The 22,279-nt window shown below is 69.4% G+C and carries 21 protein-coding genes; 11 read left to right on the top strand and 10 right to left on the bottom strand.

Annotated features, from left to right (window positions below; all coding sequences use genetic code 11):
- On the top strand, positions 1 to 288 hold the full coding sequence (locus VZL07_RS29945; protein WP_426751306.1) for a hypothetical protein: 288 nt from the start codon (positions 1 to 3) through the stop codon (positions 286 to 288).
- 133 nt (positions 289 to 421) lie between these two features.
- A complete protein-coding gene (gene dctA / locus VZL07_RS29940; protein WP_426751304.1) occupies positions 422 to 1,711 on the top strand; it encodes a C4-dicarboxylate transporter DctA in 1,290 nt (429 codons plus the stop codon).
- 7 nt (positions 1,712 to 1,718) lie between these two features.
- On the opposite strand, the gene VZL07_RS29935 is transcribed toward dctA, so the two are convergent.
- A complete protein-coding gene (locus VZL07_RS29935) occupies positions 1,719 to 2,858 on the bottom strand; it encodes an acyl-CoA dehydrogenase family protein (RefSeq protein ID WP_426751303.1) in 1,140 nt (379 codons plus the stop codon).
- Positions 2,859 to 3,208: 350 nt separating this feature from the next.
- Between VZL07_RS29935 and VZL07_RS29930 the strand changes: the two genes are divergently transcribed.
- The 4 genes from VZL07_RS29930 to VZL07_RS29915 all read left to right on the top strand — a co-directional run bounded on the left by VZL07_RS29930 (position 3,209) and on the right by VZL07_RS29915 (position 9,549).
- Positions 3,209 to 4,273 carry an efflux RND transporter periplasmic adaptor subunit gene (locus VZL07_RS29930; protein WP_426757407.1) on the top strand — a complete coding sequence of 355 codons (1,065 nt, stop codon included), beginning with the start codon at positions 3,209 to 3,211 and terminating at the stop codon, positions 4,271 to 4,273.
- Between the two features lie 35 nt (positions 4,274 to 4,308).
- On the top strand, positions 4,309 to 7,452 hold the full coding sequence (locus tag VZL07_RS29925; protein ID WP_426751301.1) for an efflux RND transporter permease subunit: 3,144 nt from the start codon (positions 4,309 to 4,311) through the stop codon (positions 7,450 to 7,452).
- Positions 7,452 to 8,048: a MarR family winged helix-turn-helix transcriptional regulator gene (locus tag VZL07_RS29920; RefSeq protein ID WP_426751299.1), complete on the top strand. Its 597-nt coding sequence runs from the start codon at positions 7,452 to 7,454 to the stop codon at positions 8,046 to 8,048. The genes VZL07_RS29925 and VZL07_RS29920 overlap by 1 nt, the downstream gene beginning before the upstream one ends.
- Positions 8,049 to 8,163: 115 nt before the next feature.
- Complete coding sequence (locus VZL07_RS29915; RefSeq protein WP_426751297.1) at positions 8,164 to 9,549, top strand: hypothetical protein; 1,386 nt, start codon at positions 8,164 to 8,166, stop codon at positions 9,547 to 9,549.
- On the opposite strand, the gene VZL07_RS29910 is transcribed toward VZL07_RS29915, so the two are convergent.
- The 3 genes from VZL07_RS29910 to VZL07_RS29900 form a co-directional block, all read right to left on the bottom strand.
- Entirely contained in the window at positions 9,515 to 10,687 is a 1,173-nt protein-coding gene (locus tag VZL07_RS29910) for a CaiB/BaiF CoA transferase family protein (protein WP_426751295.1), read from the bottom strand. The two genes, VZL07_RS29915 and VZL07_RS29910, sit on opposite strands and share 35 nt — an antisense overlap.
- A gap of 97 nt (positions 10,688 to 10,784) precedes the next feature.
- A complete protein-coding gene (locus VZL07_RS29905) occupies positions 10,785 to 11,108 on the bottom strand; it encodes an SCP2 sterol-binding domain-containing protein (protein WP_426751293.1) in 324 nt (107 codons plus the stop codon).
- Positions 11,109 to 11,206: 98 nt separating this feature from the next.
- The gene (locus tag VZL07_RS29900; protein WP_426751292.1) at positions 11,207 to 11,614 is read right to left on the bottom strand and encodes a response regulator; all 408 of its coding nucleotides are present in this window, start codon (positions 11,612 to 11,614) and stop codon (positions 11,207 to 11,209) included.
- A 195-nt stretch (positions 11,615 to 11,809) separates the two neighbouring features.
- On the opposite strand from VZL07_RS29900, the gene VZL07_RS29895 reads away from it, so the two are divergent.
- Positions 11,810 to 12,793, top strand: a complete 984-nt coding sequence (locus VZL07_RS29895; RefSeq protein ID WP_426757406.1) for a sensor histidine kinase — start codon at positions 11,810 to 11,812, stop codon at positions 12,791 to 12,793.
- A gap of 75 nt (positions 12,794 to 12,868) precedes the next feature.
- On the top strand, positions 12,869 to 13,114 hold the full coding sequence (gene tatA, locus VZL07_RS29890) for a twin-arginine translocase TatA/TatE family subunit (RefSeq protein WP_426751290.1): 246 nt from the start codon (positions 12,869 to 12,871) through the stop codon (positions 13,112 to 13,114).
- Between the two features lie 100 nt (positions 13,115 to 13,214).
- On the opposite strand, the gene VZL07_RS29885 is transcribed toward tatA, so the two are convergent.
- From VZL07_RS29885 to VZL07_RS29860, 6 genes are all read right to left on the bottom strand, one after another.
- Positions 13,215 to 15,083 carry an AMP-dependent synthetase/ligase gene (locus VZL07_RS29885; protein ID WP_426751289.1) on the bottom strand — a complete coding sequence of 623 codons (1,869 nt, stop codon included), beginning with the start codon at positions 15,081 to 15,083 and terminating at the stop codon, positions 13,215 to 13,217.
- Entirely contained in the window at positions 15,080 to 15,820 is a 741-nt protein-coding gene (locus VZL07_RS29880; protein ID WP_426751288.1) for a tetratricopeptide repeat protein, read from the bottom strand. Before VZL07_RS29880 ends, VZL07_RS29885 begins: the two co-directional genes overlap by 4 nt.
- A gap of 154 nt (positions 15,821 to 15,974) precedes the next feature.
- Positions 15,975 to 16,721, bottom strand: coding sequence for a sigma-70 family RNA polymerase sigma factor (locus tag VZL07_RS29875; RefSeq protein ID WP_426751286.1), 747 nt, complete (start codon positions 16,719 to 16,721; stop codon positions 15,975 to 15,977).
- A gap of 202 nt (positions 16,722 to 16,923) precedes the next feature.
- The gene (locus VZL07_RS29870) at positions 16,924 to 18,351 is read right to left on the bottom strand and encodes an FAD-binding oxidoreductase (RefSeq protein ID WP_426751285.1); all 1,428 of its coding nucleotides are present in this window, start codon (positions 18,349 to 18,351) and stop codon (positions 16,924 to 16,926) included.
- Positions 18,348 to 18,905 (bottom strand): GTP cyclohydrolase I, encoded by a 558-nt coding sequence (folE, locus tag VZL07_RS29865; RefSeq protein ID WP_426757405.1) that lies wholly within the window; start codon positions 18,903 to 18,905, stop codon positions 18,348 to 18,350. Before folE ends, VZL07_RS29870 begins: the two co-directional genes overlap by 4 nt.
- A 102-nt stretch (positions 18,906 to 19,007) precedes the next feature.
- Positions 19,008 to 19,349, bottom strand: coding sequence for a Rieske (2Fe-2S) protein (locus VZL07_RS29860; RefSeq protein ID WP_426751284.1), 342 nt, complete (start codon positions 19,347 to 19,349; stop codon positions 19,008 to 19,010).
- Positions 19,350 to 19,474: 125 nt separating this feature from the next.
- Here VZL07_RS29860 and VZL07_RS29855 point away from each other — a divergent pair, with 125 nt between their 5' ends.
- From VZL07_RS29855 to VZL07_RS29845, 3 genes are all read left to right on the top strand, one after another.
- A complete protein-coding gene (locus tag VZL07_RS29855; protein ID WP_426751283.1) occupies positions 19,475 to 19,900 on the top strand; it encodes a hypothetical protein in 426 nt (141 codons plus the stop codon).
- A gap of 76 nt (positions 19,901 to 19,976) precedes the next feature.
- Positions 19,977 to 21,332 carry a zinc-regulated TonB-dependent outer membrane receptor gene (locus tag VZL07_RS29850; protein ID WP_426751282.1) on the top strand — a complete coding sequence of 452 codons (1,356 nt, stop codon included), beginning with the start codon at positions 19,977 to 19,979 and terminating at the stop codon, positions 21,330 to 21,332.
- Positions 21,333 to 21,349: 17 nt separating this feature from the next.
- Positions 21,350 to 22,279: a metal ABC transporter substrate-binding protein gene (locus VZL07_RS29845; protein WP_426751281.1), complete on the top strand. Its 930-nt coding sequence runs from the start codon at positions 21,350 to 21,352 to the stop codon at positions 22,277 to 22,279.

Genomic DNA, 22,279 nt, shown 5'->3' with positions numbered 1-22,279 from the left:
ATGCCCGGCTGCGCGCACTGTGGACACAGCCTCGACATCATCGCGAACCAGGTGGGACGGCGTGACGCCTGCCCGCACTGCGGCGAGGACATCCGCTCGTGCCGCAACTGCCGCCACTTCGACCCGGGTGTGGCGAAGGAGTGCAAGGAGCCCTTCGCCGAGGTGCCCAAGGACAAGGACGGCGCCAACTTCTGCGAGCTGTTCCAGATTGGAGAGGGCGGCCTCCACGCAAAGGAGAGCCGCGACGCCCTGCTGAGCGCCGCGGAGGCGCTGTTCCGGAAGAAGTGACGCGGAGCCAGCCCGCCCCACCAGCCCGAGGCCGCCCCACCACGCGAGGCCCTCGCCCGCCCCAGGTCCGTGCCCCCCAGGAGCACCGGAACGTGGCGCGCTATAGTCCGCGGCCTTCCAGAGAGGGGTGCGGATGCGGTGGTTGAAGAATCTCTACGTCCAGGTGCTGCTCGCCATCGCCGTGGGCGTCATCCTCGGCTGGCTGCGGCCGGACCTGGGCGCGTCGATGAAGCCCCTGGGCGACGGCTTCATCAAGCTGGTGAAGATGATCATCGCCCCGGTCATCTTCCTCACCATCGTCGCGGGCATCGCGAAGATGGGCGACCTCAAGCACGTGGGCCGCATCGGCCTCAAGGCGCTCATCTACTTCGAGGTGCTGACGACGCTGGCGCTCGTCGTCGGCCTGGTCGTGGTGAACTCGCTCGAGCCCGGCACGGGGATGAACATCGACCCGTCGCAGATCGACACCTCCGGCATCACCCAGTACCGCGAGTCCGCGTCCCAGCAGGGCACCATCCCCTTCCTGCTGGACATCATCCCGCATGACTTCCTGTCCGCCTTCACCGAGGGGAAGCTGCTCCAGGTGCTCCTCGTCGCGGTGCTGACGGGCGTGGCGCTCACGCGCCTGGGGCCCATGGGACAGCGCGTGCTGGACCTGTCGGACGACCTGGCCCAGGTCTTCTTCGGCATCGTCGGGATGATCATGAAGCTCGCCCCGGTGGGCGCCTTCGGCGCCATGGCCTTCACCGTGGGCAAGTTCGGCGTCGAGTCGCTCAGCTCGCTGGGCCGCCTGCTCATCGCCGTCTACGTCACCTGCGGCCTGTTCGTGTTCCTGGTGCTGGGGTTGGTGGCGCGGCTGTCCGGCTTCTCGCTCTGGAAGCTCTTGCGCTACATGCGCAGCGAGCTGCTGCTCGTGCTGGGCACGTCCTCGTCCGAGTCCGCGCTGCCGCGGCTGCTCAAGCGCTTGGAGACGCTGGGGTGTGACCGGGGCGCGGTGGGCCTGGTGCTGCCCACGGGGTACTCGTTCAACCTGGATGGGACGTGCATCTACCTGACGATGGCCGCCATCTTCATCGCCCAGGCGGTGAACGTGGACCTGACGCTGGGCGAGGAGCTCACCCTGCTGGGCGTGCTCCTGCTGACGTCGAAGGGCGCGGCGGGCGTCACGGGCTCCGGCTTCATCACCCTGATGGCCACCCTGGCGGCGCTCAACGGCAAGGTGCCGGTGGAGGGCGTGGCCCTGCTGCTGGGCGTGGACCGCTTCATGTCCGAGGCCCGCGCCATCACCAACGTCATCGGCAACGCCGTGGCGACGTTGGTGGTCTCCAAGTGGGAAGGCGTGCGCGACGACGACGTCATGCACGCCGAGCTGGCCAGCGGGCCCAAGCCGCTCGAGGGAGTGCACCTGGGCCACGGCACCTGAGCGCGGCTCAGAAGCCGGACAGCTTGGAGATGATCTCCTTCATCACCTCGGAGGTGCCGCCGCCGATGGTGATGAGGCGCACGTCGCGCCACATGCGGGCGATGGCCGTCTCCTCGACGTAGCCCATGCCGCCGTAGAACTGCTGGCAGTCGTAGGCCACGCGCTGGGCCAGGTCGCCCGCGAACAGCTTCGCCATGGAGATCTCCTTCACCGGGTTCTCCTTCCGGTCGAAGAGGTCCACCGCGTGGTACGTCAGCCGCTTGGCCGCCTCGATGGCCGTCAGGTGCTCCACGAACTTGTGGCGCCACACCTGGAACTTCATCAGCGGCCGGCCGAAGGCCTCGCGCTCGTTGCCGTAGCGGATGGAGTCCTCCACCATCCGCTCCATGCCCGCCACCGTGGTGATGGCGCCCACCAGGCGCTCACCCTGGAAGTTGGTCATGATGTGGTAGAAGCCCTGGTTTTCCTCGCCCAGCACGTAGCGCGCGGGGATGCGGCAATCCTCGAAGTAGAGGACGGCCGTGTCCGAGGACAGGTTGCCCACCTTGTCCAGCTTCTTGGAGACGCCGAAGCCCTTCACGTCCGTGGGGAAGGTCACCAGGGAGATGCCCGAGTAGCCCTCGCCGCCCGTGCGCACCGCCAGCGTGATGAAGTCCGCCCGCGTGCCGTTGGTGATCCACATCTTCGAGCCGTTGATGACGTAGTCGTCCCCGTCACGGCGCGCCGTCGTCTTGATGCTCGCCACGTCCGAGCCGCAGCCCGGCTCGCTCACCCCCAGCGCGGCGATCTTCTCGCCCTTGAGCGCCGGCTCGAGGAACTCGCGCTTCTGCTCGTCCGTCCCAATCTCGTTGATGATGGGCGTGGCCATCTGGCTCTGCACCAGCAACGCCATGTTCACGCCCGCGTTGAGGCTGCGGCTCAGCTCCTCCGCGAAGACGGTGACGTACCAGTAGTCCAGCCCGCTGCCACCGTACTTCGGGTCGTGGTTGATGCCCAGGAAGCCCAGCTCACCCGCCTTGCGGAAGAGCTCCTTGGGGAAGATGCCCGCCCGGTCCCACTCGAGGCTGTGGGGCGTCATCTCCTTCTCCACGAAGCTGCGGACCGTGTTGCGAAAGGCCTCGTGTTCCTCGGTGAACGGGTGGGGCATGGGGTGTCCTCGACGCGAAAGGATTGATTCTGGAGTCAATAACAGGGGCCTCTAGGTGCCACAAGCAGAGCCTCCGTGGCACACCCGCCCCCGTCCAGGGACCAAGGGACGCCCAACACGCGCTGTGTCATTTTTTCCCTGCCCGCTCAGCGGCCAGGCGTTAAACGTCCCGGACAGGAGATAATCCGCATTGCGGAGTATCCCCTTGACAGACAGTTCAGAGTCTGTAGTTTCCGGGGCGCAGATTTTCCATGTAGAAGCCGGCCCGGAAGTGTCTCCCAGGGGACAAGCACCCCGTGACCGGCAGGAGCAGGACGACCGTGATTCGACGCATGTGGATGGCCGCGGCAATGGCAGCGGTGGTGACGACGGGCTGTGGCAAGGCGGGCGACAAGCCGGCGCTTCCCGCGGAGACGGGGCCCGCGGCAATGGGCGTGCGGGCCATCACGCCTTCCACGGAGCTGAGCGCGGACGTCACCCGCGTGACGGGGCAGATCCGCTCGAAGCACGAGGCGGTCCTCGGCCCCCAGGCCACCGGCACCATCGCCAAGATGAACGTGCGGGTGGGTGACAAGGTGAAGAAGGGCCAGGTCCTGGCCACGCTGGACGCCTCGAACGTCGTCATCGGCGTGGAGCAGGCGCGGGCGGTGAAGCAGGCGGCGGACGCGGCGCTGGAGCTGGCCACGTCCACCCTGGAGCGCACCCGCAAGGTGGCCGAGTCCGGTGGCGTGGCCGCCGCGGGCCTGGACCAGGCCGTGATTGGCCAGAAGCAGGCCGCCGCCCAGGCCGCCCAGGCCGCCGCCGCGCTGCGCCTGGCGGAGGAGAACCTGCGCGACCACTCCATCGTCGCCCCCTTCGACGGCATCATCACCTCGCGGACGAAGAACGTCGGTGACTCGGTGGCGATGACGCCCTCCACGCCCATCTTCACCATCGTCGACACCGCCAGCCTGGAGGTCCGCGCGCAGGTCCCCGAGTCCGTGGTGGACAAGGTCCGCGTGGGCGCCAAGACGCAGGGCACCGTGAGCCCCAGCGGCGCGCGCTTCGACGTGCAGGTGGCCGTCGTGGGCGCGGTGGTGGACACCACCAACCGGACGGTGGAGGTGCTGGCGGACGTGGTGGGTGAGCCTTCCTCGGCGCTGCGCCCGGGCGCCCTGGTGGAAGTGGATTTCTCGAGCACGGGAGAGACCGACGACAAGGGCCTCTTCCTCCCCTCCCAGGCCGTCAGCGCCCGGGGTCAGGAGGGCTTCGTGTGGGTGGTGCAGGACGGCACGGTGCGCAAGCGGGATGTGCGCGTCGAGCGAGTGCTGCCTGGTTACGTCCGTGTCCTCCAGGGTCTGGGTGCCGACGAGCGCGTGCTCGCCGACTCCTCCCTGGACGTGAAGGAGGGCACGGCCGTCCGCGTGGTGCAGTGACGCCTGCCCTCCCCTTTCAAGTTCGGAGTCCCTGAATGCTCAAGACATTCATTTCCCGCCCCGTCTTCACCGCGATGCTGATGCTCGCGGTGGTCGTGTTTGGCATCAATGCCTACCCACGCATCGGCGTGGACCAGTTCCCCGACGTCGAGTTCCCCGTCGTCACCGTGACCACGGTGCTGCCCGGCGCGGACCCCGAGTCGGTCGAGAAGAACATCAGCGACCCGCTGGAGGAGGCGCTCAACACCCTCAACGGCGTGGAGCAGCTGCGCTCGGTCAACCTGGAGAGCGTGTCGCAGATCATCGTCCGCTTCACCCTGGACACCCAGGTGGACGTGGCGTCCCAGGACGTGCGTGACCGCGTCCAGGCCACCCTGAGCAAGCTGCCGGAAGAAATCGAGACGCCGGTGGTGGAGAAGTTCGACATCGGCGCGGCGCCCATCATGACGCTGTCACTGGCCGGCGCGCTCCCCATCGAGGAGATGACGCGCGTCGCCGAGGACGTGGTGAAGCCGGCGCTCCAGCGTCAGCCGGGCGTGGGCAGCATCGACGTGGTCGGTGGCCGCGAGCGTGAGATCCAGATTGTCGTGGACCCGGAGCGGATGCGGGGCTTCGGGCTGGCCGTCAGCGACGTGAGCCAGGCGGTGCAGGCGCAGAACCTGGACGTCCCGGGCGGCCGCACCATGGACAACGGCCGTGAGCGCGTGGTCCGCCTGACGTCCGAGGCGAAGAGCGTGGACGAGGTGCGCAACATCATCATCGCCAGCCCCAACGGCGCGCCGGTGCGCGTGCGTGACGTGGCCGACGTGGTGGACGGTCCGGAGGAGGCGCGCTCGAGCGCCAAGAGCGGTGACCGCAGCGCCGTGGCGCTGGTGGTGCGCAAGCAGTCCGGCTCCAACACGGTGCAGGTGGCCGAGTCCATCAAGGAGTCCCTGGGCGAGGTGAACAGCCTGCTGCCCGAGGGCGTGCGCACGGAGATGGTGACGGACAACTCGCGGTTCATCCGCTCGTCCATCGCCGCGGTGCAGTTCGACCTGGTGCTCGGTGGCATCCTGGCCGTGCTCATCGTGCTGGTGTTCCTGCGCAACCTGAACTCCACGCTGGTGGCCGCCATCGCGCTGCCCGTGTCCGTCGTCGGTACCTTCGCCGTCATGGCGGCCCTGGACTTCACGTTCAACGTCGTCACGATGCTGGCGCTGACGCTGTCCATCGGTCTGCTCATCGACGACGCCATCGTGGTCATCGAGAACATCGTCCGTCACCTGGAAGAGGGAAAGACGCCCATGCAGGCGGCGCTCGAGGGCGCCGGGCAGATCGCGCTCGCGGTGTTCGCCGTGACGCTGGCCATCGTCGCCGTGTTCATCCCCGTGGCCTTCATGGACGGAACGATGGGCATGTTCTTCTACCAGTTCGGCGTCACAGTGGCCGTGGCCGTGCTCATCTCCTACGCCGTGTCCATGACGCTCACGCCCATGCTGTCGTCGCGCATGCTGAGCCACCATGGCAGCCCCAAGGGCCTCTCCGCGGCGGTGGAGAAGGTGCTGGTCGCGACGGAGACGGGCTACCGGAACATCCTGGCGAGCATCCTGCGGCACCGGGCCATCACCCTGGTGGTCGCCGTGGGCGTGCTCTTCCTCACCTTCTTCATGGCCGGCTTCCTGAAGTTCACGTTCATCCCGGAGCAGGACAACGGCAACATCAAGCTGGCGGTGGAGCTGCCCATCGGCTCCACGCTGCAGGAGACGCAGGCGGAGCTGGACGCGCTGGACGCGCAGGTTCGCGCCCTGCCGGGCATCGACTCCACCTTCGCCACCGCCGGTGGCGGCGTGCAGGAGGAAGTGCACAAGGGCGAGCTCCTCATCAACCTGGTGCCGCTGAAGGAGCGCGCCTTCAACCAGGGCGAGCTGAAGACGTACCTGCGCAGCGCCATCAAGCCCCGCGCCGGCGTCATCGTCACGGTGCAGGACATCTCGCCCGTGGGCGGCGGCAGCGGCGCCCGCACGCAGCAGATCCAGTTCAACCTGCGCGGTGACAACTGGGAGGAGCTGATCGCGGCGGCGGAGAAGGTCCAGGCCGAGATGCGGAAGAACCCGGGCCTGGTGGACGTGGACATGACGTTCCGCTCCGGCAAGCCCCAGTACGACGTGAAGGTGGACCGCGAGCGCGCGGCCGCCCTGGGCGTGCCGGCCGCGTCCCTGGGCACCACGCTGCGCGCCTTCCTGGGCAAGGACAAGTTCGGCGACTACCGCGAGGGCGGCGAGACGTATGAGATCAAGCTGGCGCTCCCGCCGGCGACGCTGGCGTCCGCCGACGCGCTGGGCAAGCTGACCGTGCGCAGCACGACGGGACAGCTGGTGGAGCTGCGCAACATCGCGGCCATCACCCCGGCGGATGGCCCGGTGCAGATCGACCGCGAGGCGCAGAAGCGGCAGATCACCCTGCTCGCCAACCTCGCCAGCAACTACGCGCTGAGCGACGGTATGAACTTCCTCAACGACTACGCGGCGAAGAACCTGCCCAAGAGCATCATCTACGACTTCGAGGGTAACGCGAAGGAGATGGGCAAGTCGGTGGCTGCGTTCGGCTCCGCCCTGCTGCTGGGCATCGTCCTCATCTACATGATTCTCGCGGCGCAGTTCGAGAGCCTCATCCACCCGTTCACCATCATGATGTCGCTGCCCTTCGCCCTCATCGGCGCCATTGGCGGTCTGCTCATCACCGGTCAGGCCATGTCGATGTTCGCCCTCATCGGCATCATCATGCTCATGGGTCTGGTGGTGAAGAACGGCATCCTCCTGGTGGACTTCACGCTGCAGCTGCGTGAGGAAGGCAAGACGGCCACCGAGGCCCTGCTCCAGGCGGCCCCCGTGCGTCTGCGTCCCATCCTGATGACGACCATCGCGATGATCGCCGGCATGGTTCCGGTGGCGGTCGCCAAGGGCGACGGCGCGGAGACGCGCGCGCCCATGGCCATCACCATCATCGGTGGCCTGGTGACGTCCACGTTCCTCACGCTGGGCGTGGTGCCGGTGGTGTACTCGCTGATGGACCAGCTCACCGAGAAGTTCAAGCGGCGCAAGGGCCCGGACGCGACCTCGGGCACGCCCCACGCGGTGGGTCCGAAGCACGGCGACGAGTCTCCTTCCGTGGCCGCCGCGGCCCGGGTGGAGACGGCCTGATGCGGCGGCCGGATCATAAACCGGCCGTCGTCGCGAACCCGCGAGGCGACACGGGCGCGGAGGGACATGACCTCAACGAAGACGGTGGCCCCGACGAGAGCCACGGTCTGGAGCACGAGGTCGAAGCCTCCACGCCCGAGTCGCGGCGCCTCCACGAGCTGTTGATCGAGTTCAGTCGCTACCGCTCGCTGAAGAACCCGCTGGCGGGCATCTGCGAGGACCTCCAGCTCACGCCGACGCAGATGCATGCGTTGTCGTGGCTGGGGAACGACGGTCCGGTGCAGGTGGGCGTCCTGGCGCTGCGCGTCGGCATCACCCGGAAGACCATCACCGGGGTCGTCGATCGGCTGGAGAGCATGGGCCTGGTGGAGCGGACGCGGGACGTGGAGGACCGGCGCGCCGTCGTCGTGCGCCTCACCGAGGAAGGCAGTCGCGTCTTCGCCCGCATCGACCGGGGCCTGGACGAGAGCCTGCGCCGCGTCCTGGACCTGATGAGCCCCGAGGACCGGGACGCCGTGTTCGGAATCCTGGAGCGCATGCTGGCTCGCCTCACGGCCGAGGCGGCGTCCACCAGCGGCGATACGCAGGCCAGCTGACGCTGCGGTTCCCCCACGATGCGCGTCGGTCCGTTCCCGGGCCGGCGCGCATTCGTATTTGAGCGGCGGCGTGCAGGCACGGCCTCCAGCTGCGACACTGGCGGGCGCGCCGCGCATGAAGACGACCGCCTTGCTCCAGATTGGATTCGCCCTGAGCCTGGGGGCTCCGTCGCTCCCCGCGAGGGCGGATGTCGCCGAGACGCCCGCGGCCCTCCGCGCCGCCTCCCCGGCACAGCCGACCTCCAGCGCCCCGCCCTCTACGGCCGACGCCTCGCGCGCGGCGTCGGATGCGCCGCATCCGAGGCATGTTGCGTCGCCGCCGGCCCAGCGGCTCTCCAGCCCACCGCGCTTCCCGGTCGAGCCCTCGCGTACCGCCTCCCGGACGATGGGGACAGGCGACATGGCTTCGCTGCTGGCCAGCCGGTGCAGGCAGTGGGCGTCAGCGCCCGACAATCCCTGGGCCCTGGCGCATGGCATGGTGCTCGACGGGCGGAGCTTCCGCACCCGTGACGGCCAACCCGCGGCGGACGCCATCATCGCGCGATACCTGAGACGGACGCCCTCGACCGGGGGAAGTGTCCGGGCCCCCCAGGTGGAGGCGACTCCTCTCGACAGCGGAGCCTCCCACGAGCGGCTCTACTTCGAGGCCCGGACCGCCGACGGCACGCCGGTGGAGCCCCACCCCGCCCTCCAGCTGAAGACGCTGCTGCGCTCCGGCCATCCCCTGTCGCACCGCTTCGACGCGGCCTGGGGCCCCGTCACCGTGCAGGCGCTCGTGGACCAGTTGCAGCGGGACTACCGCCCGGCGCTCATCGCCAGCCCGGAAGGTGCGTGGGCCCTGGACGCGCTGTCCCTGGCGCACGAACCCGGCGACAGCTTCCGGGACGGCGCTGGCGTCACGGTGCGCATCGACGCGGTGATGCAGGAGGCGCTCACCACCCTCGAGGCGGCCCAGGCCGAGCTCACCGCCGGAATGCGGGCCGGGCTCGCCCAGGTCCCCAAGCGCAAGCAGGGCATCTATGCCCACCCGTGCGGAGGGCTCCACTACTTCCAGGCCGTGGCCGGCTGGGCCCGGCACGCCACCGTGCGCAAGGCGTGGCGCAAGCGGCTGGACGCGCAGCGGGACGTGCTCCTGTACCGGCTGGACTCGGAGGGACGCCAGTACGAGGCGGCCCTGGCCTCCGTCCCTCCCGAGTACCGGCTCCTCGTGCTGGTGCAGATGCTGAAGTTCCAGGGCCACCTGCTGGAGACGCTCGGCCGCTACCGCGACGACACGGGCTGGCAGCCGACGAAGGCCCAGCGGCGGACCGTGGAGCGCGCGCGCACGGCGCTGGAAAGCACGGTGCGCCGGCTGGACGCGGCGGGCGCCTTCGACGACGTGCCGGCCCTGGCGAAACGGCAGCCGCAGCTCGCGCTGGACCTCGTGGGCGACACCTGCCACGCCGCGCGCGGCGAGGCCCTGTGGCTCAGTGCCCCAGCCGCGCCCGCTCCTCGGCGCTGAAGCCCGCCTCCTCGAGAATCTCCGTCGAGTGCTGCCCCAGCGTGGGTGGGGCCCGCAGCGGCGTGTCCCCCATGCGCAGCGGCGTGAGCAGGTGCGTCACCTGGCGGCCCAGCGTCGCGTCCTCCGCCTCCACGAAGAGGCCCCGCGCCCGGAGCTGCGCGTCCTTCAGCACGTCGTCGCCCTCCGCCACCGCCTCGATGCACAGGTCCGAGCCCGCGAAGCGCTCCTGCCAGTAGGCCAGCGGGTGCTCGGCAATCAGGCGCGTCAGCTCCGCCTTCACGCGCGCGCCCGCCTCGCCCGGGGCGTAGGCGTCCTCCATCAGGTCCGGCCGCCCCAGGCGCTCGCAGACGCCGGCGAAGAACTTCGGCTCCAGCGCGCCCACCGCCAGCCACCGGTCATCCGCCGTGCGATAGAGGCCGTAGCACGCATAGCCGCCGTTGAGCGCCTCGGTCCCCCGCTGGAGCGGCGCCCCCTCCGCGCCCAGGAAGAGCCGCGACGCCAGGTGCATGTGCAGGAAGGCCAGCGCTCCGTCCGTCATGGACACGTCCACGAAGCGCCCCTTCCCGGTGCGCTCGCGCTCGTGCAGCGCCGCGAGGATGCCCACCAGCGCGAAGAGGCTGCCGCCGCCGATGTCGGCCATCTGCACGCCGGGAAACGCGGGCGCGCCGCCCGGCTCGCCGCCGTAGCCCAGCAGCCCGGCGCGGGCCACGTAGTTCAGGTCATGTCCGGCCTTCAGCCGGTCCGGCCCCGTCTGGCCATAGCCGGAGATGGAGCAGACGATGAGCCGCGGGTTCTCCGCGCGCAGCACGGCCTCCCCCACGCCCAGCTTGTCCAGCACGCCGGGCCGAAAGCTCTCCACCAGCACGTCGTAGTGGCGCACCAGCCGCTTCAGGGCCTCGCGGCCCTCGGGCTGCTTCAGGTTCAGCGTCAGCGAGCGCTTGTTCCGGTTGAGGCCGTAGAACAACCCGCTGACCTCGTCGCGGATGGGCGGCATCTGCCGGACGTAGTCTCCGCCCTCCGGCTCCTCCAGCTTGTCCACGGTGGCCCCCAGGTCGGCCAGCACCAGGGTGGCGTAGGGGCCCGGCAGCAGGCGCGACAAGTCCAGCACGCGCAGACCGGTGAGCGGAAGCGACGACATGGGCACTCCTCGACGAAGAAATTCAGGGGTGTGGAAACGACAGCGGCGCGGCCCCGGAGAGGAGACGCGCCGCGGGAGTCGGAAGACCCGGCCCGGATTAGAGCAGCTTCGCGAGCTTCATCGCGAGGCCCATGTCCATGGGCTTGAACTTCAGCTTGCCCTGCATGGCCGCCATCTGCGCGTTGAGCTTCTTCTCGCGGATCTTCACGAAGTCGTCGTTGCTCACGCTGATGGTCATCTTCGCGTTGTCCGCGGCACCCTCGGTCACCCAGCCCTCCGACTTGGTGGTGTCCAGCGTCCACTTGCCGCCGCCCTCACCCGAGACGTCGAACACGATGACCGCGTTGATGTCCTTCGCCAGCTCCGGCTTCGCCTTGAGGGTCTCCGGAATCTGGTTCTCGATGATGTCCTTCGCGCTCATGACACACTCCTTGTGGCCTGATCGTTGATTTGAAAATCAAAGACAGGGGGACCGTAATGGCGCCCCCTTGGCAGGTCAAGCCACGGATGCGGCATCTGTCACGCGCTGGTGGACGCGGCGGCGGGGTTCAGCGAGCGGCGAACCATGTCCAACAAGTCGTTGAGCTCGAAGGGCTTGGCCAGGTGGCCCACCGCGCCAATGTCGGCGGCCTTGCTCCCCACGTTCCGGTCCGCGCTGAGGACGATGAGGGGGATGCGCGCCACCTCCGGCGGCTTCTGCCGCATGCGCTGGGCGAACTCCCAGCCGTCCATCACCGGCATCATGAGGTCGAGCAGGATGAGGTTCGGCGGCTCGGGCTCGAGCCGCTCCAGCGCCTCCTTCCCATTCCGCGCCCGGCGGATCTCGAAGCCTTCGGCTTCCAGAATCTCTGAAAGGGCCTCCAGGATGTCCGGGTCGTCATCGACGACCAGGACGACCGGGGCACCCGCATGCTGTGCATTGTGCAAGGTCAGAGCAGTCTCCCGAGGTGCGACGCAGGGATTCTTCAACCATCCTCCCACACGGCCACGCAAGAAAATGCGCCCATGCCGCTGGCCATGGGCCCACGTTGCAAAACCGACAGTCACTGCCCACCCTTTCCGTGACCTGATGGACTGGAGGCGAGGAACGTGGCGAGCGTGGGGGAGCTGACGGCAGGCGGCATGGCGGCACCCGGGCTTCTGCTGCTCCCCCGCGAGGGCGGTCCCCGTCTGCTCGGACGCTCCTTGCTGGAGCAGCTGGGCCTGGATGCCCTCCCCCCGCGCGTGGGCTCGCTGACGGAGCTGCTGGAGGCGGCGGGCTTCCAGCGGCGCCCCGGCAGCGGCAGCCTGTGGGAGCGTGACGGCCGGGTGGTGATGGCGGGCGAGGAGCGGCTGGAGGACGGCGGCCTGCTGCTGTGGACCTCTCCCCTGGCCTGGGACGAGGCGGAGGTGCGCCGTCGGGTGCGCTACCTGTCCATGGCGTCGCATGACCTGCGCGGCTCGCTGGCCAACGTCCGCTCCTACGCGGCCCTGCTGCTCAACGGCCGGGTGCCCCTGGAGCCCAAGGTGCAGCGCGGGCTGGAGACCATCCTCCGCAACGCGGACCGCTCGCTCGCCTTCTCCCAGGACTTCTTCGACGCCAGCCGGGCGGACCTGGGCTCCCTGCCCTGCGATCCGGAGCGCCAGTCCCTGCTCCCCATCCTGGACGCCGCGGTGGAGCGGCAGCGCGCCGCGGCCACGGCGGCCCAGGTCGCCCTCGTCCTGGACCTGGGCCCCGGGGACGCGGCGCCGGACGTCATCGTGGACGGAGCCCGCATCCAGCACGCCGTGGAGTCGTTCATCCAGTACCAGCTGGCGCGCGCCCAGGCGGGCGAGGTCATCCACCTCCGCGTCCGCGCCCTCTCGCCCCGGGTCCGGGTGGAGGTCCGGCGGGAGGGCGCCCCCCTGACGGACGAGGACGCCTCGGCCGTGTTCCAGCGCGAGGAGCGGGCCTTCCGGGAGAAGAAGCTGGAGGACCCCCTGCGCGTCTACCTGGCCCGCCAGGAGGTGGAGGCCCACGGCGGCGGCGTGGGCGTGGAGTCCGACCGGGCCGGTAGCACCCTGTTCCTCACCCTCCCGCAAGCCCCCGCGGCGACGCTCGGTTCGCCAGCGAGCATGCAGGCTTGAGTCGTCCGCCGGTCTTGCTGGCGGTCGGGGGCGCCCATCGGTATGCTCCCTGCGTCTTCACGAAGGAGCCGAGTGATGGGTTTGAAGGGAATGGAAATCCTGCTGATCATGGCGGTGCTGCTGCTCCTGTTCGGAGCGTCGCGCCTGCCGCAGCTCGGCTCGTCGCTGGGAAGTGCGATCCGTAACTTCAAGCGCGGCTTCGGCGGCGAGGGCGACGAGGCCCCCGCGCAGGGGGACAACAAGCCCGCCGCCACGCTGTCCAGCAGCACCAGCGTGGAGAACAACGTCTCCAAGAGCCAGACGCCCAGCGGCCACGCCTGAGCCGCCGTCAGGGGGCCTCCCCTGACCTGGAATGCACGACGCCCGCACCACCCCAGGAACCTGGAGTGGCCGGGCGTTCGCGCTTTCCGGCCCGGAGCGTTCAGTCGACGACGGCGCTTCCCTCGTACAGCCGGTCGAGCTGGGCCTTGTACTTCTGGCTGCAGACCTTGCGCTTGACGCTCAGCTTGGGCGTCAGCTCCCCCGTCTCCTGGCTGAAGTCGTTCTCCAGCACCGCGAAGCGCTTCAGCGTGGCGTAGGGCGGCTGCTGCGAGTTGACCTGATCCACCGCGGCCTTCACCGCCGCGTGCACCTCCGGGTGCCGGGCGTTCTCCGCGTAGGTGCCCACGGGCGCGCCCTTCTCCTGGAGGAGCTTGCGCGCGGCCTCGTCCGACACGGTGATGAGCACCACCAGGTAGGGCCGCTTGTCGCCGAACACCATGGCCTGGCTGACGATGGCGTGCGTCTTGAGGGCGTTCTCCAGGTTCTGCGGCGCCACGTTCTTTCCGCCCGCGGTGACGATGATGTCCTTCTTGCGGTCGGTGATGCGCAGGTAGTTGTCCGCGTCCAGCTCGCCGATGTCGCCGGTGTGGAACCAGCCCTCCGCGTCGATGGCGTCCGCCGTGGCCTGGGGATTCTTGTAGTACCCCTTCATCACCGAGAGCCCGCGGACGAGGATTTCACCGTCGGAGGCAATCTTGACCTCCAGGCCGGGCATGGGCGCGCCCACGGTGCCAATCTTGATTTTGTGCTCGCGGTTGACGGTGGTGCCAGCGGCCGTCTCCGTCAGGCCGTAGCCCTCCAGCACCTTGAGGCCCAGCAGGTCGAAGAAGTAGCCAATCTTCGGGGACAGGGGCGCCCCGCCGGAGATGAACACCCGCATATTGCCGCCCAGCTTCTCGCTGATGGCCGCGTGCACCTTGGAGAACACCAGCTTCTTCGCCAGCGCGAAGCCCAGCGAGTTGTACTCGCGGCCCTGGCTGCGGGCCTCGACGTACTCGTCGAAGAGCTTGAAGGCCCAGCGGAAGAGCCGGCCCTTGAGGCCCGGGGCCGCCGAGCCGTTGGCCACCACGTTGTTGTAGACCTTCTCGAAGACGCGCGGCACCGACGGCAGCGCGGTCGGGCGCGTCTCCACCAGGTTGGCCAGCAGCTTGTCCACCGACTCGGCGACGATGAGCCGGTAGCCCATGCTCAGCCAGGAGGCCTTCACCACCTGCGCGAAGACGTGCGCCAGCGGCAGGAACAGCATCACCGAGTCGCCGGGCACCATCATCCCCACCGACTGGGCGGCCCTCGCCTCATAGGCCCAGTTCTGGTGGGTGAGGATGACGCCCTTGGGGTCCCCCGTGGTGCCGGACGTGTAGATGAGCGAGGCGGTGTCCTCCATGGACACGTTCGCCACGCGCTCGTCGAAGGCCTCCGGCCGGGCGGCGTGCGCTTCGCGGCCCTGGGCCATGAGGTCCGCGAGCGACAGCTCGGCGCCGCCGGCGACCGGGCCGTCGAAGGCGACGACCCTGCTCACGGTGGGACACTCGGAGAGCGTCTGTCGCAGGCGCGTGAGGCGGCCGGGCTGCCGGGCGTCCTTCTCGTCGTTGTCGACGAAGACGAGCGTCGTCTCGGAGTGGTTGAGGATGTACCGGCACTCGTCTGGCGTGTTGGAGGCGTAGATGGGAACGGTGATGGCCTGCGCGGCGCTGATGGCCACGTCACAGACGAGCCACTGCAGGCTGGTGTTGGCGAAGATGGCCACCCGGTCTCCGGGCTTCACGCCTTGCGCCACCAGGCCCGCGGACAGCGCCTTCACGTCCTCCAGGAACTGGGCGAAGGTGACGTCCTGCCAGCGGCCGTCCTTCTTGTGAGACGCGCCCACCGTCGACGCGTTCCTCGCGCGCTGGATGAGCAGCTGTACCAGCGTCCCTTCCTGGGCTCCCCCCGCGGTAGCGGAAGCCGCCACCTGATTCTCTGCCCTCATCTGAGCTCCTTCTCGATGTCGGCTTCGACTTTCTTGGACCACTCCTTCACGCGCCGCCCCTCCGCGGGGTCGTACGCGACGCTGCCTTGCTTCACCTTGAGAATGGCCTCGCGCGCCTGCTCCGCCTTGCCGTCCTTGAGGAGCGTCTCGGCCAGGAAGTAGTAGGCGCGCAGCATCTGCGGATGCTTCGCGGCGGCCTTCTGGTAGAGGCTCGCGGACTTGCCCAGGTCGCGCTTGGGCCAGGGCAGCTCGTAGTAGTAGCGGCCCTTGGCCAGCAGCGGCGCGCCCCGGTCATAGTCCGGGTCCAGTTGGATGGCCTTGTCGAGGCGCTCGTTGAACTTGCCCTCCAGCCCCTCCCCCAGCGCCTTCATGACGCCCACTGCCTGGGAGTACGCCCCGATGCCGGCGGCCGCGTAGTAGTGGCCCTCGACCCGGCCGGGCGCGAGCTTCACCGCCTTGTCACCCCAGTCCCACGTCTGCCGGCCCAGCACCTTCTTGAGCTTCTCGTTCCCCGCCCCGTCCGCCTGCCACTGGAGGATGCGCGCCTTGCGCCACACCAGCTCGTAGTCCTCCGGCGCCGCGTCCAGCGCCGCCTTGAGCGCGGCCTCGTAGGCCTTCTCCCCACCCGGCTCGCCCCGCTTCGCGTAGAGGTCGTCAAGCTGGGTGAGCAGCGCCGGCTCCGCCCCCCAGGCAGGCAGGCTCAGGAGCAGGCACAAAGCAAATGAAATCAGGCGCATAAGCGCGGGGCTTAGCACGCACGTTTGCTCGCTAGCAAACCAACGGGCCCCAAACATCCACCAAAAGACAAGAGGCGGGAGCGGTCCGGGATAACCCGTACCGTCCCGCCTCGGTGGCGCGCCGTCCCAGGTGGGGAGGCTCTCTGTGGGGCGCTCACGCGGCGTCGGCCGTGTGGTCGCCCAGGTGCTCCTCGTTCTCGTTGAACGCGGAGAGGTAGCGCTCCAGGAAGTTCTTCGTCTTCAGCTCCACCTGGCGCACGCGCTCGCGCGACACGCCCCAGCGCTGGCCCAGCTCCTCCAGCGTCAGCGGCTTGTCCTGGGTGAGGCGCTCCGTGAGGATGTCCCAGCCCAGGTCGCCAATGCGCTTGCGCACCTTGGCGAGCGCCTCCTGAATCTCGGCGTCCTGCTCGTGCGACAGGAACACCTGCTGCGGCGAGGGGCTGGTGTCCTCGAGCCGGTCGAGGAACGTCGTCTCGCCGTCCTCGTCGATGGTGGCGTCCAGTGAGAAGTCCACCATGCTGCCGCGCTCCGCCTCACCGCCGCGCACCTGGCTGCGGTTGTCCTTCAGATACCGGGTGATGTAGGCGCGAATCCACCACACCGCGTAGGTGGCGAAGCGCACGTTCTTCTTGGGGTCGAAGTGCTCGATCGCCTTCATGAGACCCACGTTGCCTTCCTGGATGAGGTCATCCAGGCGCGCGCCGCGATTGGCGAACTTCTTCGCGACAGCGACAACGAAGGCCAGATTGGAGCTGGCAAGCGTCTGCCGCGCGGACTCGTCACCCTTGCGGGCGCGGCGCGCAAGCTCGTACTCCTGCTCGCGCGTCAGCTGCTGGTGCCCGCCCAGATTCCGAAGGTAGTGCGACAGGCCTTCCGCAGCGTACTTCGTCGTATTGGCCATGATTTCCCGTCCTCCGTTCGATGCCGGACGCGCTCTCCCCCCGCCGCCTCGCGTCCACCTGGAACTAAGACGCGCAACGAGCGAAAGGGTTTCTCATTCCAGTCCCGAATGAGCATTTCGAGCGGCATTCCCAGCCCTTCCCGTGACTTGGACGGTAAGCCGCTCGACGCCGGGACGAAAAAGAGCCCGCGTCGGCCACGAATCAAGAACGCTTGGGCGCCGGGAAGATTTTCGCGGGATTGAGCAACCCTGATGGATCGAAGAAGGCTTTGAGGCGGCGCTGCAAGTCGATGAGCGCGTCTGATTGCTCGAGCGACAGATATTCCCGCTTCGCGTGGCCCACACCATGCTCGCCTGTGATGGTGCCACCCAGCGACACAGTCAGCTCGAGCATGCGCCGCAAGGCCTCGTCCACGAGCGGCCGTTGATGCGGACCTTCATAGAGAATGTTCGCATGCAGGTTGCCGTCGCCCGCATGGCCATATGTGGCCACGGTGAGGCCCAGCTCCTGGCCCATGGCCTTCAAGCGCTCGATGACCTCGGGAATGCGTGAGCGCGGGACGACAATGTCCTCGGAAATCTTGTGAGGCTTGAGGGCCCGGAGGGCTGGGGAAATCACCCGGCGCGCGGCCCAGAGCTTCTCGCGCTGGGACGCGTCCTGGGCCACCAGCGTCTCGGTGGCGCCCTGCCGGGCACAGATGTCACCCAACTGGGACAATTCCGTCAGCAAGCCCTCACGTCCGTTGCCGTCCACCTCGACGATGACGGCCGAGCCCGCGCCCGGCGGGAACTGGAAGCCCCGGCCGCCCACCGCTCGCAGGGCCACATCGTCGATGAGCTCCAGGCAGCGCGGCAGGATGCCCGCGGCGAGCACGGCGGACACACCGCGGGCGGCGTGCAGCACCGACGGAAACACCACCAGGGCCGTGAGCACCTCGCGCGGGAGCGGGATGAGCTGCACGGTGATTTCGGTGGCGACCCCCAGCGTGCCCTCCGAGCCGACGAAGAGGCCCACCAGGTCATAGCCCGCCACGCCCTTGATGGTGCGCCGGCCCACGCGGACCACCTCGCCGTCCGGCAACACCCATTCCAGCCCGATGACATAGTCGCGGGTAACCCCGTACTTGAGCGCGCGAGGCCCCCCCGCGTTCTCCGCCACGTTGCCGCCCAGCGTGCAGAACTCCCACGAGTTCGGGTCGGGTGGATAGAAGAGGCCCACCGCTTCCACGGCCTTCATGAATTCACCGGTGATGACGCCGGGCTGCACCACCGCCGTGAGGTCCTCTGGCGAGATGGCGAGGATGCGGTTCATCCGCTCCAGGCTCACCGCCACGCCGCCCTGCAGGGGGAGCGAGCCGCCGCTCTTGCCGCTGCGCGCGCCGCACGGCGTGAAGGGCACGCCCTGCGCGCCGCACGCCCGGAAGATTTCGGAGACCTGCCGGGTATCCGTCGGGAACACGACGACGTCGGGCGCATACACCCCGCTGTCCGACTCATCCTTCGAGTAGGCGGCGAGCGTGGCCGCGTCGCGGCGCATCTGGTCCGGTGCGAGCATGCCGGCCAGCGCCTCGCACACCCGCGTCACGCGCTCGGGCGCCACGCGGGGGAAGCGCGGAGGCGAGCCGCTCATCGCCGGGCTCCCAGCCGGGCCCACAGCTCGCGGCGCAGCGGCCCGTCACGGCGCAGGGTGCCCTCATAGGCCTCCGCGTGGGTGACGGCGTCGCGCTGCTTGTCGCCCCGGAGACGCAAGCACGCCTGCTCCGCCTCGATGATGCAGGCCGTGGCGGGGCTGCCCAGCACCTGGGCCAGGGCACGCGCCACCTCGCGCGCCAGGTCCTCCTGGAGGATGAGCCGGTGCGCGAAGCAGTCCACCAGCGCGGACAGCCGGCCGAAGCCCACCACGCGCTTGCCTGGCACGTAGGCCACATGGGCGCGGCCGGTGAGCGGCAGCAGGTGGTGCGGACACATGGAGTGGAAGCGCAGGTCCGTCACCACCACCAGCTCGCCGGACGAGCCTGGCGGCGCGGGGAACGTCTCCCCCAGCGCCTGCTCGGGCGTGCGGCCATAGCCGTCGAGGAACTCGGAGGTCCAGGCCTCGGCCACGCGCGTGGGCGTGTCCGCCAGGTGGACGTCCTGGAGGTTCAGGCCGGCGGCGCGCAGGAAGTCCGCCACCGCGCGCGCCATGGCCGAGGTGTCGGGGGCGCTGGCGGGGACGGGGGCGGTGGGCGCTTTGCGGCGGGCACGGGACGAGGTCACAGCGGAATCGCTCCTGGAAGGGGCCGGCAATCAGGGGGCCGGGACGCTACCTGATGCGGCCACGAGGATGTGCTGTCCCTGCACACGCACCTCATAGGTGGGGACCCGTATCCCTGGGTGCCGAGGGCACAGCCCCGTCCGGACGTCGAACGGCCAGGTGTGCAACGGGCAGTGCACCACGTATCCCACCAGGTCCCCCTCGGACAGGGGGCCGCCCCGGTGGGGGCAGGCGTCCGCCACCGCGTGGAGCACGCCATTCACCTGGAAGAGGGCCACCGTGACGCCACCCACCTGCACGACGGCGCGGCCTCGCGCGTCGAGTGCGTCCAGCGTCGCGACAGGAATGAATCCGCCGTCCAGGTGTCCGTTCATCTTCGAGAATCCTCAACGCGCCGGAGGCGCCGACACATCCCCACCTGCGCGAAACAGAGCGTGATACCGTGCCTTGACACCGGCCGTGCCGCGTCATTAGAGCAGCCGGTCGACGCCCTCTCCCGATGAATCAGCGAGCCCACACCTTCGCCCGCTGCACCGCGACGCTGCTGGCCGTGCTGTGGCTGTGTCAGCCGCTGAGCGCGTTGCTGCACGCGAGGGACGAGCACGCCCACCGCTTCTGTCCGCAGCACCAGACGTTCGAAGAGACGGCGCTCGGCACGGGGGCCCGCATCGCCCGCGTCGCCCTCGAGCAGGGGGCACAGATTTCCGCCCTGCCCGAGGCGGCGACGGACTCGGCGGCCCTCACGCACGAGGAGTGTCCGCTGGTGACGTCCAGCTCCCGCCCGGAGCTGCTGTCGCCCTACCATCCGTCCCTGGTGCTGACGCTGCTCGCGGTGAGCCGTCCGGCCACCGCCCCGCCCCAGGTCCACCCTCCCCTCGCCATCCTCGACACCGCTCCCAAGGCCTCGCCTCCAGCGCGCGCGTGACGTGCGTCGTCTGAAGTCTGGCAGGTCATGGTGGGCGCAGCCGCTTCGCGGGCGCCCCGTTCGTGGAGCATTCCAGGTGGACAACCGTTCGCACCGTCAGCGCGGTGCACTCATCGTCATTTCACTCATGCCGTGGCTGTACGCCAGCGGCGCCCAGGCCCAGGAACCCTCCGCGCCTCCCGCGGACGCCCCCGTTCAAGAGGAGGAAGCGGCCCCCGCGCTCACACCCGAGGAGCTGAAGGAGATCGAGGAGGCGCTCGGCAGTGACGCCGCGGCCTCGCAGCAGAGCGCGCCCACCGGCACCGCGACGCCGCCGCCTTCCGGCACGCCAGGCGCCACCAGCGGGCTCTCCGTTCCGGGGGTGAACAACACGGGCGCCGGGGCGAACTTCCTCGACCTGAGCTTCATCCTGGACGTGGCCGCCGCGGCCTTCACGGACAAGGAGCCCTTGCAGAGCGGCGCGCACGACCCCACGCGCAACGGCTTCAACCTCCAGCAGCTCGAGCTGTCCATCGGCTCGGTGGTGGACCCCTACTTCCGCTTCGACGGCAACATCGTCTTCAGCCAGTTCGGCGTGGAGATCGAGGAGGCGTACGGCACCACGCTGGCGCTGCCCTACAACCTCCAGGTGCGCGCCGGTCAGTTCCTCACGCGCTTCGGCCGCATCAACCCCACCCACCCGCATTCCTGGGACTTCGTGGACCAGCCCTTCGCGGTGGGCCGCATCTTCGGCGCCGAGGGCAACCGCGGCCTGGGCGCGGAGGTGTCCTGGCTGGCCCCGCTGCCCTGGTACGTGGAGGTGATGGGCAGCCTCACGGACGCCACGGGCGAGGCCACCGCGCGCAGCTTCCTGGGCGCCACCAGTGAGCGCGTGCAGTCGCCGCTCGACCTGCAGGCCACGGGCGCGGTGAAGCAGTTCTTCCCGCTGTCGGACGACCTGTCCCTGATGTGGGGCCTGTCCACCGCCACCGGCCCCAACCCCACCGGCTACCGCAACCGCACGGACGTGTTCGGCACGGACGTGTACCTGCGCTACCGGCCCATCACCCAGGCCTACAACACCACGCTCATCACCTTCCAGGCGGAGGCCTATTACCGCCGCCGTCAGGTGCCGGGGAACGTGCTGACGGACTTCAACACCTACGCCCAGGCCGCGTGGCGCTTCTCGCCGCGCTGGGCCACCGCGCTGCGCTACGAGCTGGGCACGGCGGCGCGAGGGGAAGGCGGTGAGCGCGTCACCGACCCGCTGGACCCGGAGTGGACGGAGGAGCGCAACCGCGTGTCCGCCAACGTCACCTTCTGGCCCACCGAGTTCTCCCGGCTGCGCCTCCAGGCGGCCAGGGACCGGGCGGGATGGCGGGACGAGGCCGGCTACTCGCTGATGCTCGCGCTCGAGCTGGTGACGGGTGCCCACGGCGCCCACGCATTCTGAACCCTTTCGCAGGAGCCATGACCATGCGCCCTACCCGACTGTTCGCGGCCGTCTGCGCCGCCCTCACGCTCTTCGTCGCCGCCCCCGCGCGCGCGGACCTCAACGTCGTCACCACGCTCCCGGACCTGGCCGCGCTCACCAAGGCGGTGGGTGGCAAGCACGTCCAGGTGCAGGCCCTGGCGCTGTCCAGCCAGGACCCGCACTTCGTGGACGCCAAGCCCAACCTGGCCCTGGCCCTCAACCGCGCCGACCTGCTCATCGCCGTGGGCCTGGACCTGGAAGTCGGCTGGCTGCCCACGCTCCAGGTGGGCGCGCGCAACTCGAAGATCCTCGTGGGCGCACCGGGCTACCTCGTGGCCTCGCAGTTCGCGAAGCTGCTGGAGGTCCCCACCGTGCAGGTGGACCGGGGCCAGGGCGACGTCCACCCGGGCGGCAACCCCCACTTCCTCTATGACCCGCGGCAGGCGCTGGCCGTGGCGCGCGGCATCACCGACCGGCTGGCGCAGCTCGACGCGAAGAACGCCGCGGCGTACCGCGCGAACCTCGCCACCTTCACCACCGAGCTGGAGAAGGCGCGCGCGGACTGGGAGAAGCGGCTGGCGGCCCTGCGCGGCCAGCCCGTCATCGCCTATCACCGGACCACGGCGTACCTGTCCGACTGGCTGGGCTTCGAGACCATCGCGTACCTGGAGCCCAAGCCCGGCATCCCGCCCAACCCGTCGCACGTCGCGGGCGTGCTGGCCCAGGGCCGCCAGCGCAAGGCGCGCATGGTGCTGATGGAGAGCTACTACCCGGACACCACCGCGCGGCTGGTGGCCTCGAAGATTCCCGCCCCGCTCGTCACGCTCCACGGCGGCACCGACTTCAAGGCGAACGAGACGTACATCCAGCACATCAACGAGATGGTCGAGCGCCTGGAGAAGGGGCTCGCCGGCAAGGGGAGCTGA

It is taken from the genome of Pseudomyxococcus flavus (assembly GCF_050038885.1).
Classification (GTDB): Bacteria; Myxococcota; Myxococcia; order Myxococcales; family Myxococcaceae; genus Myxococcus; species Myxococcus flavus.
This window is presented reverse-complemented; position numbering and strand designations above follow the sequence as displayed.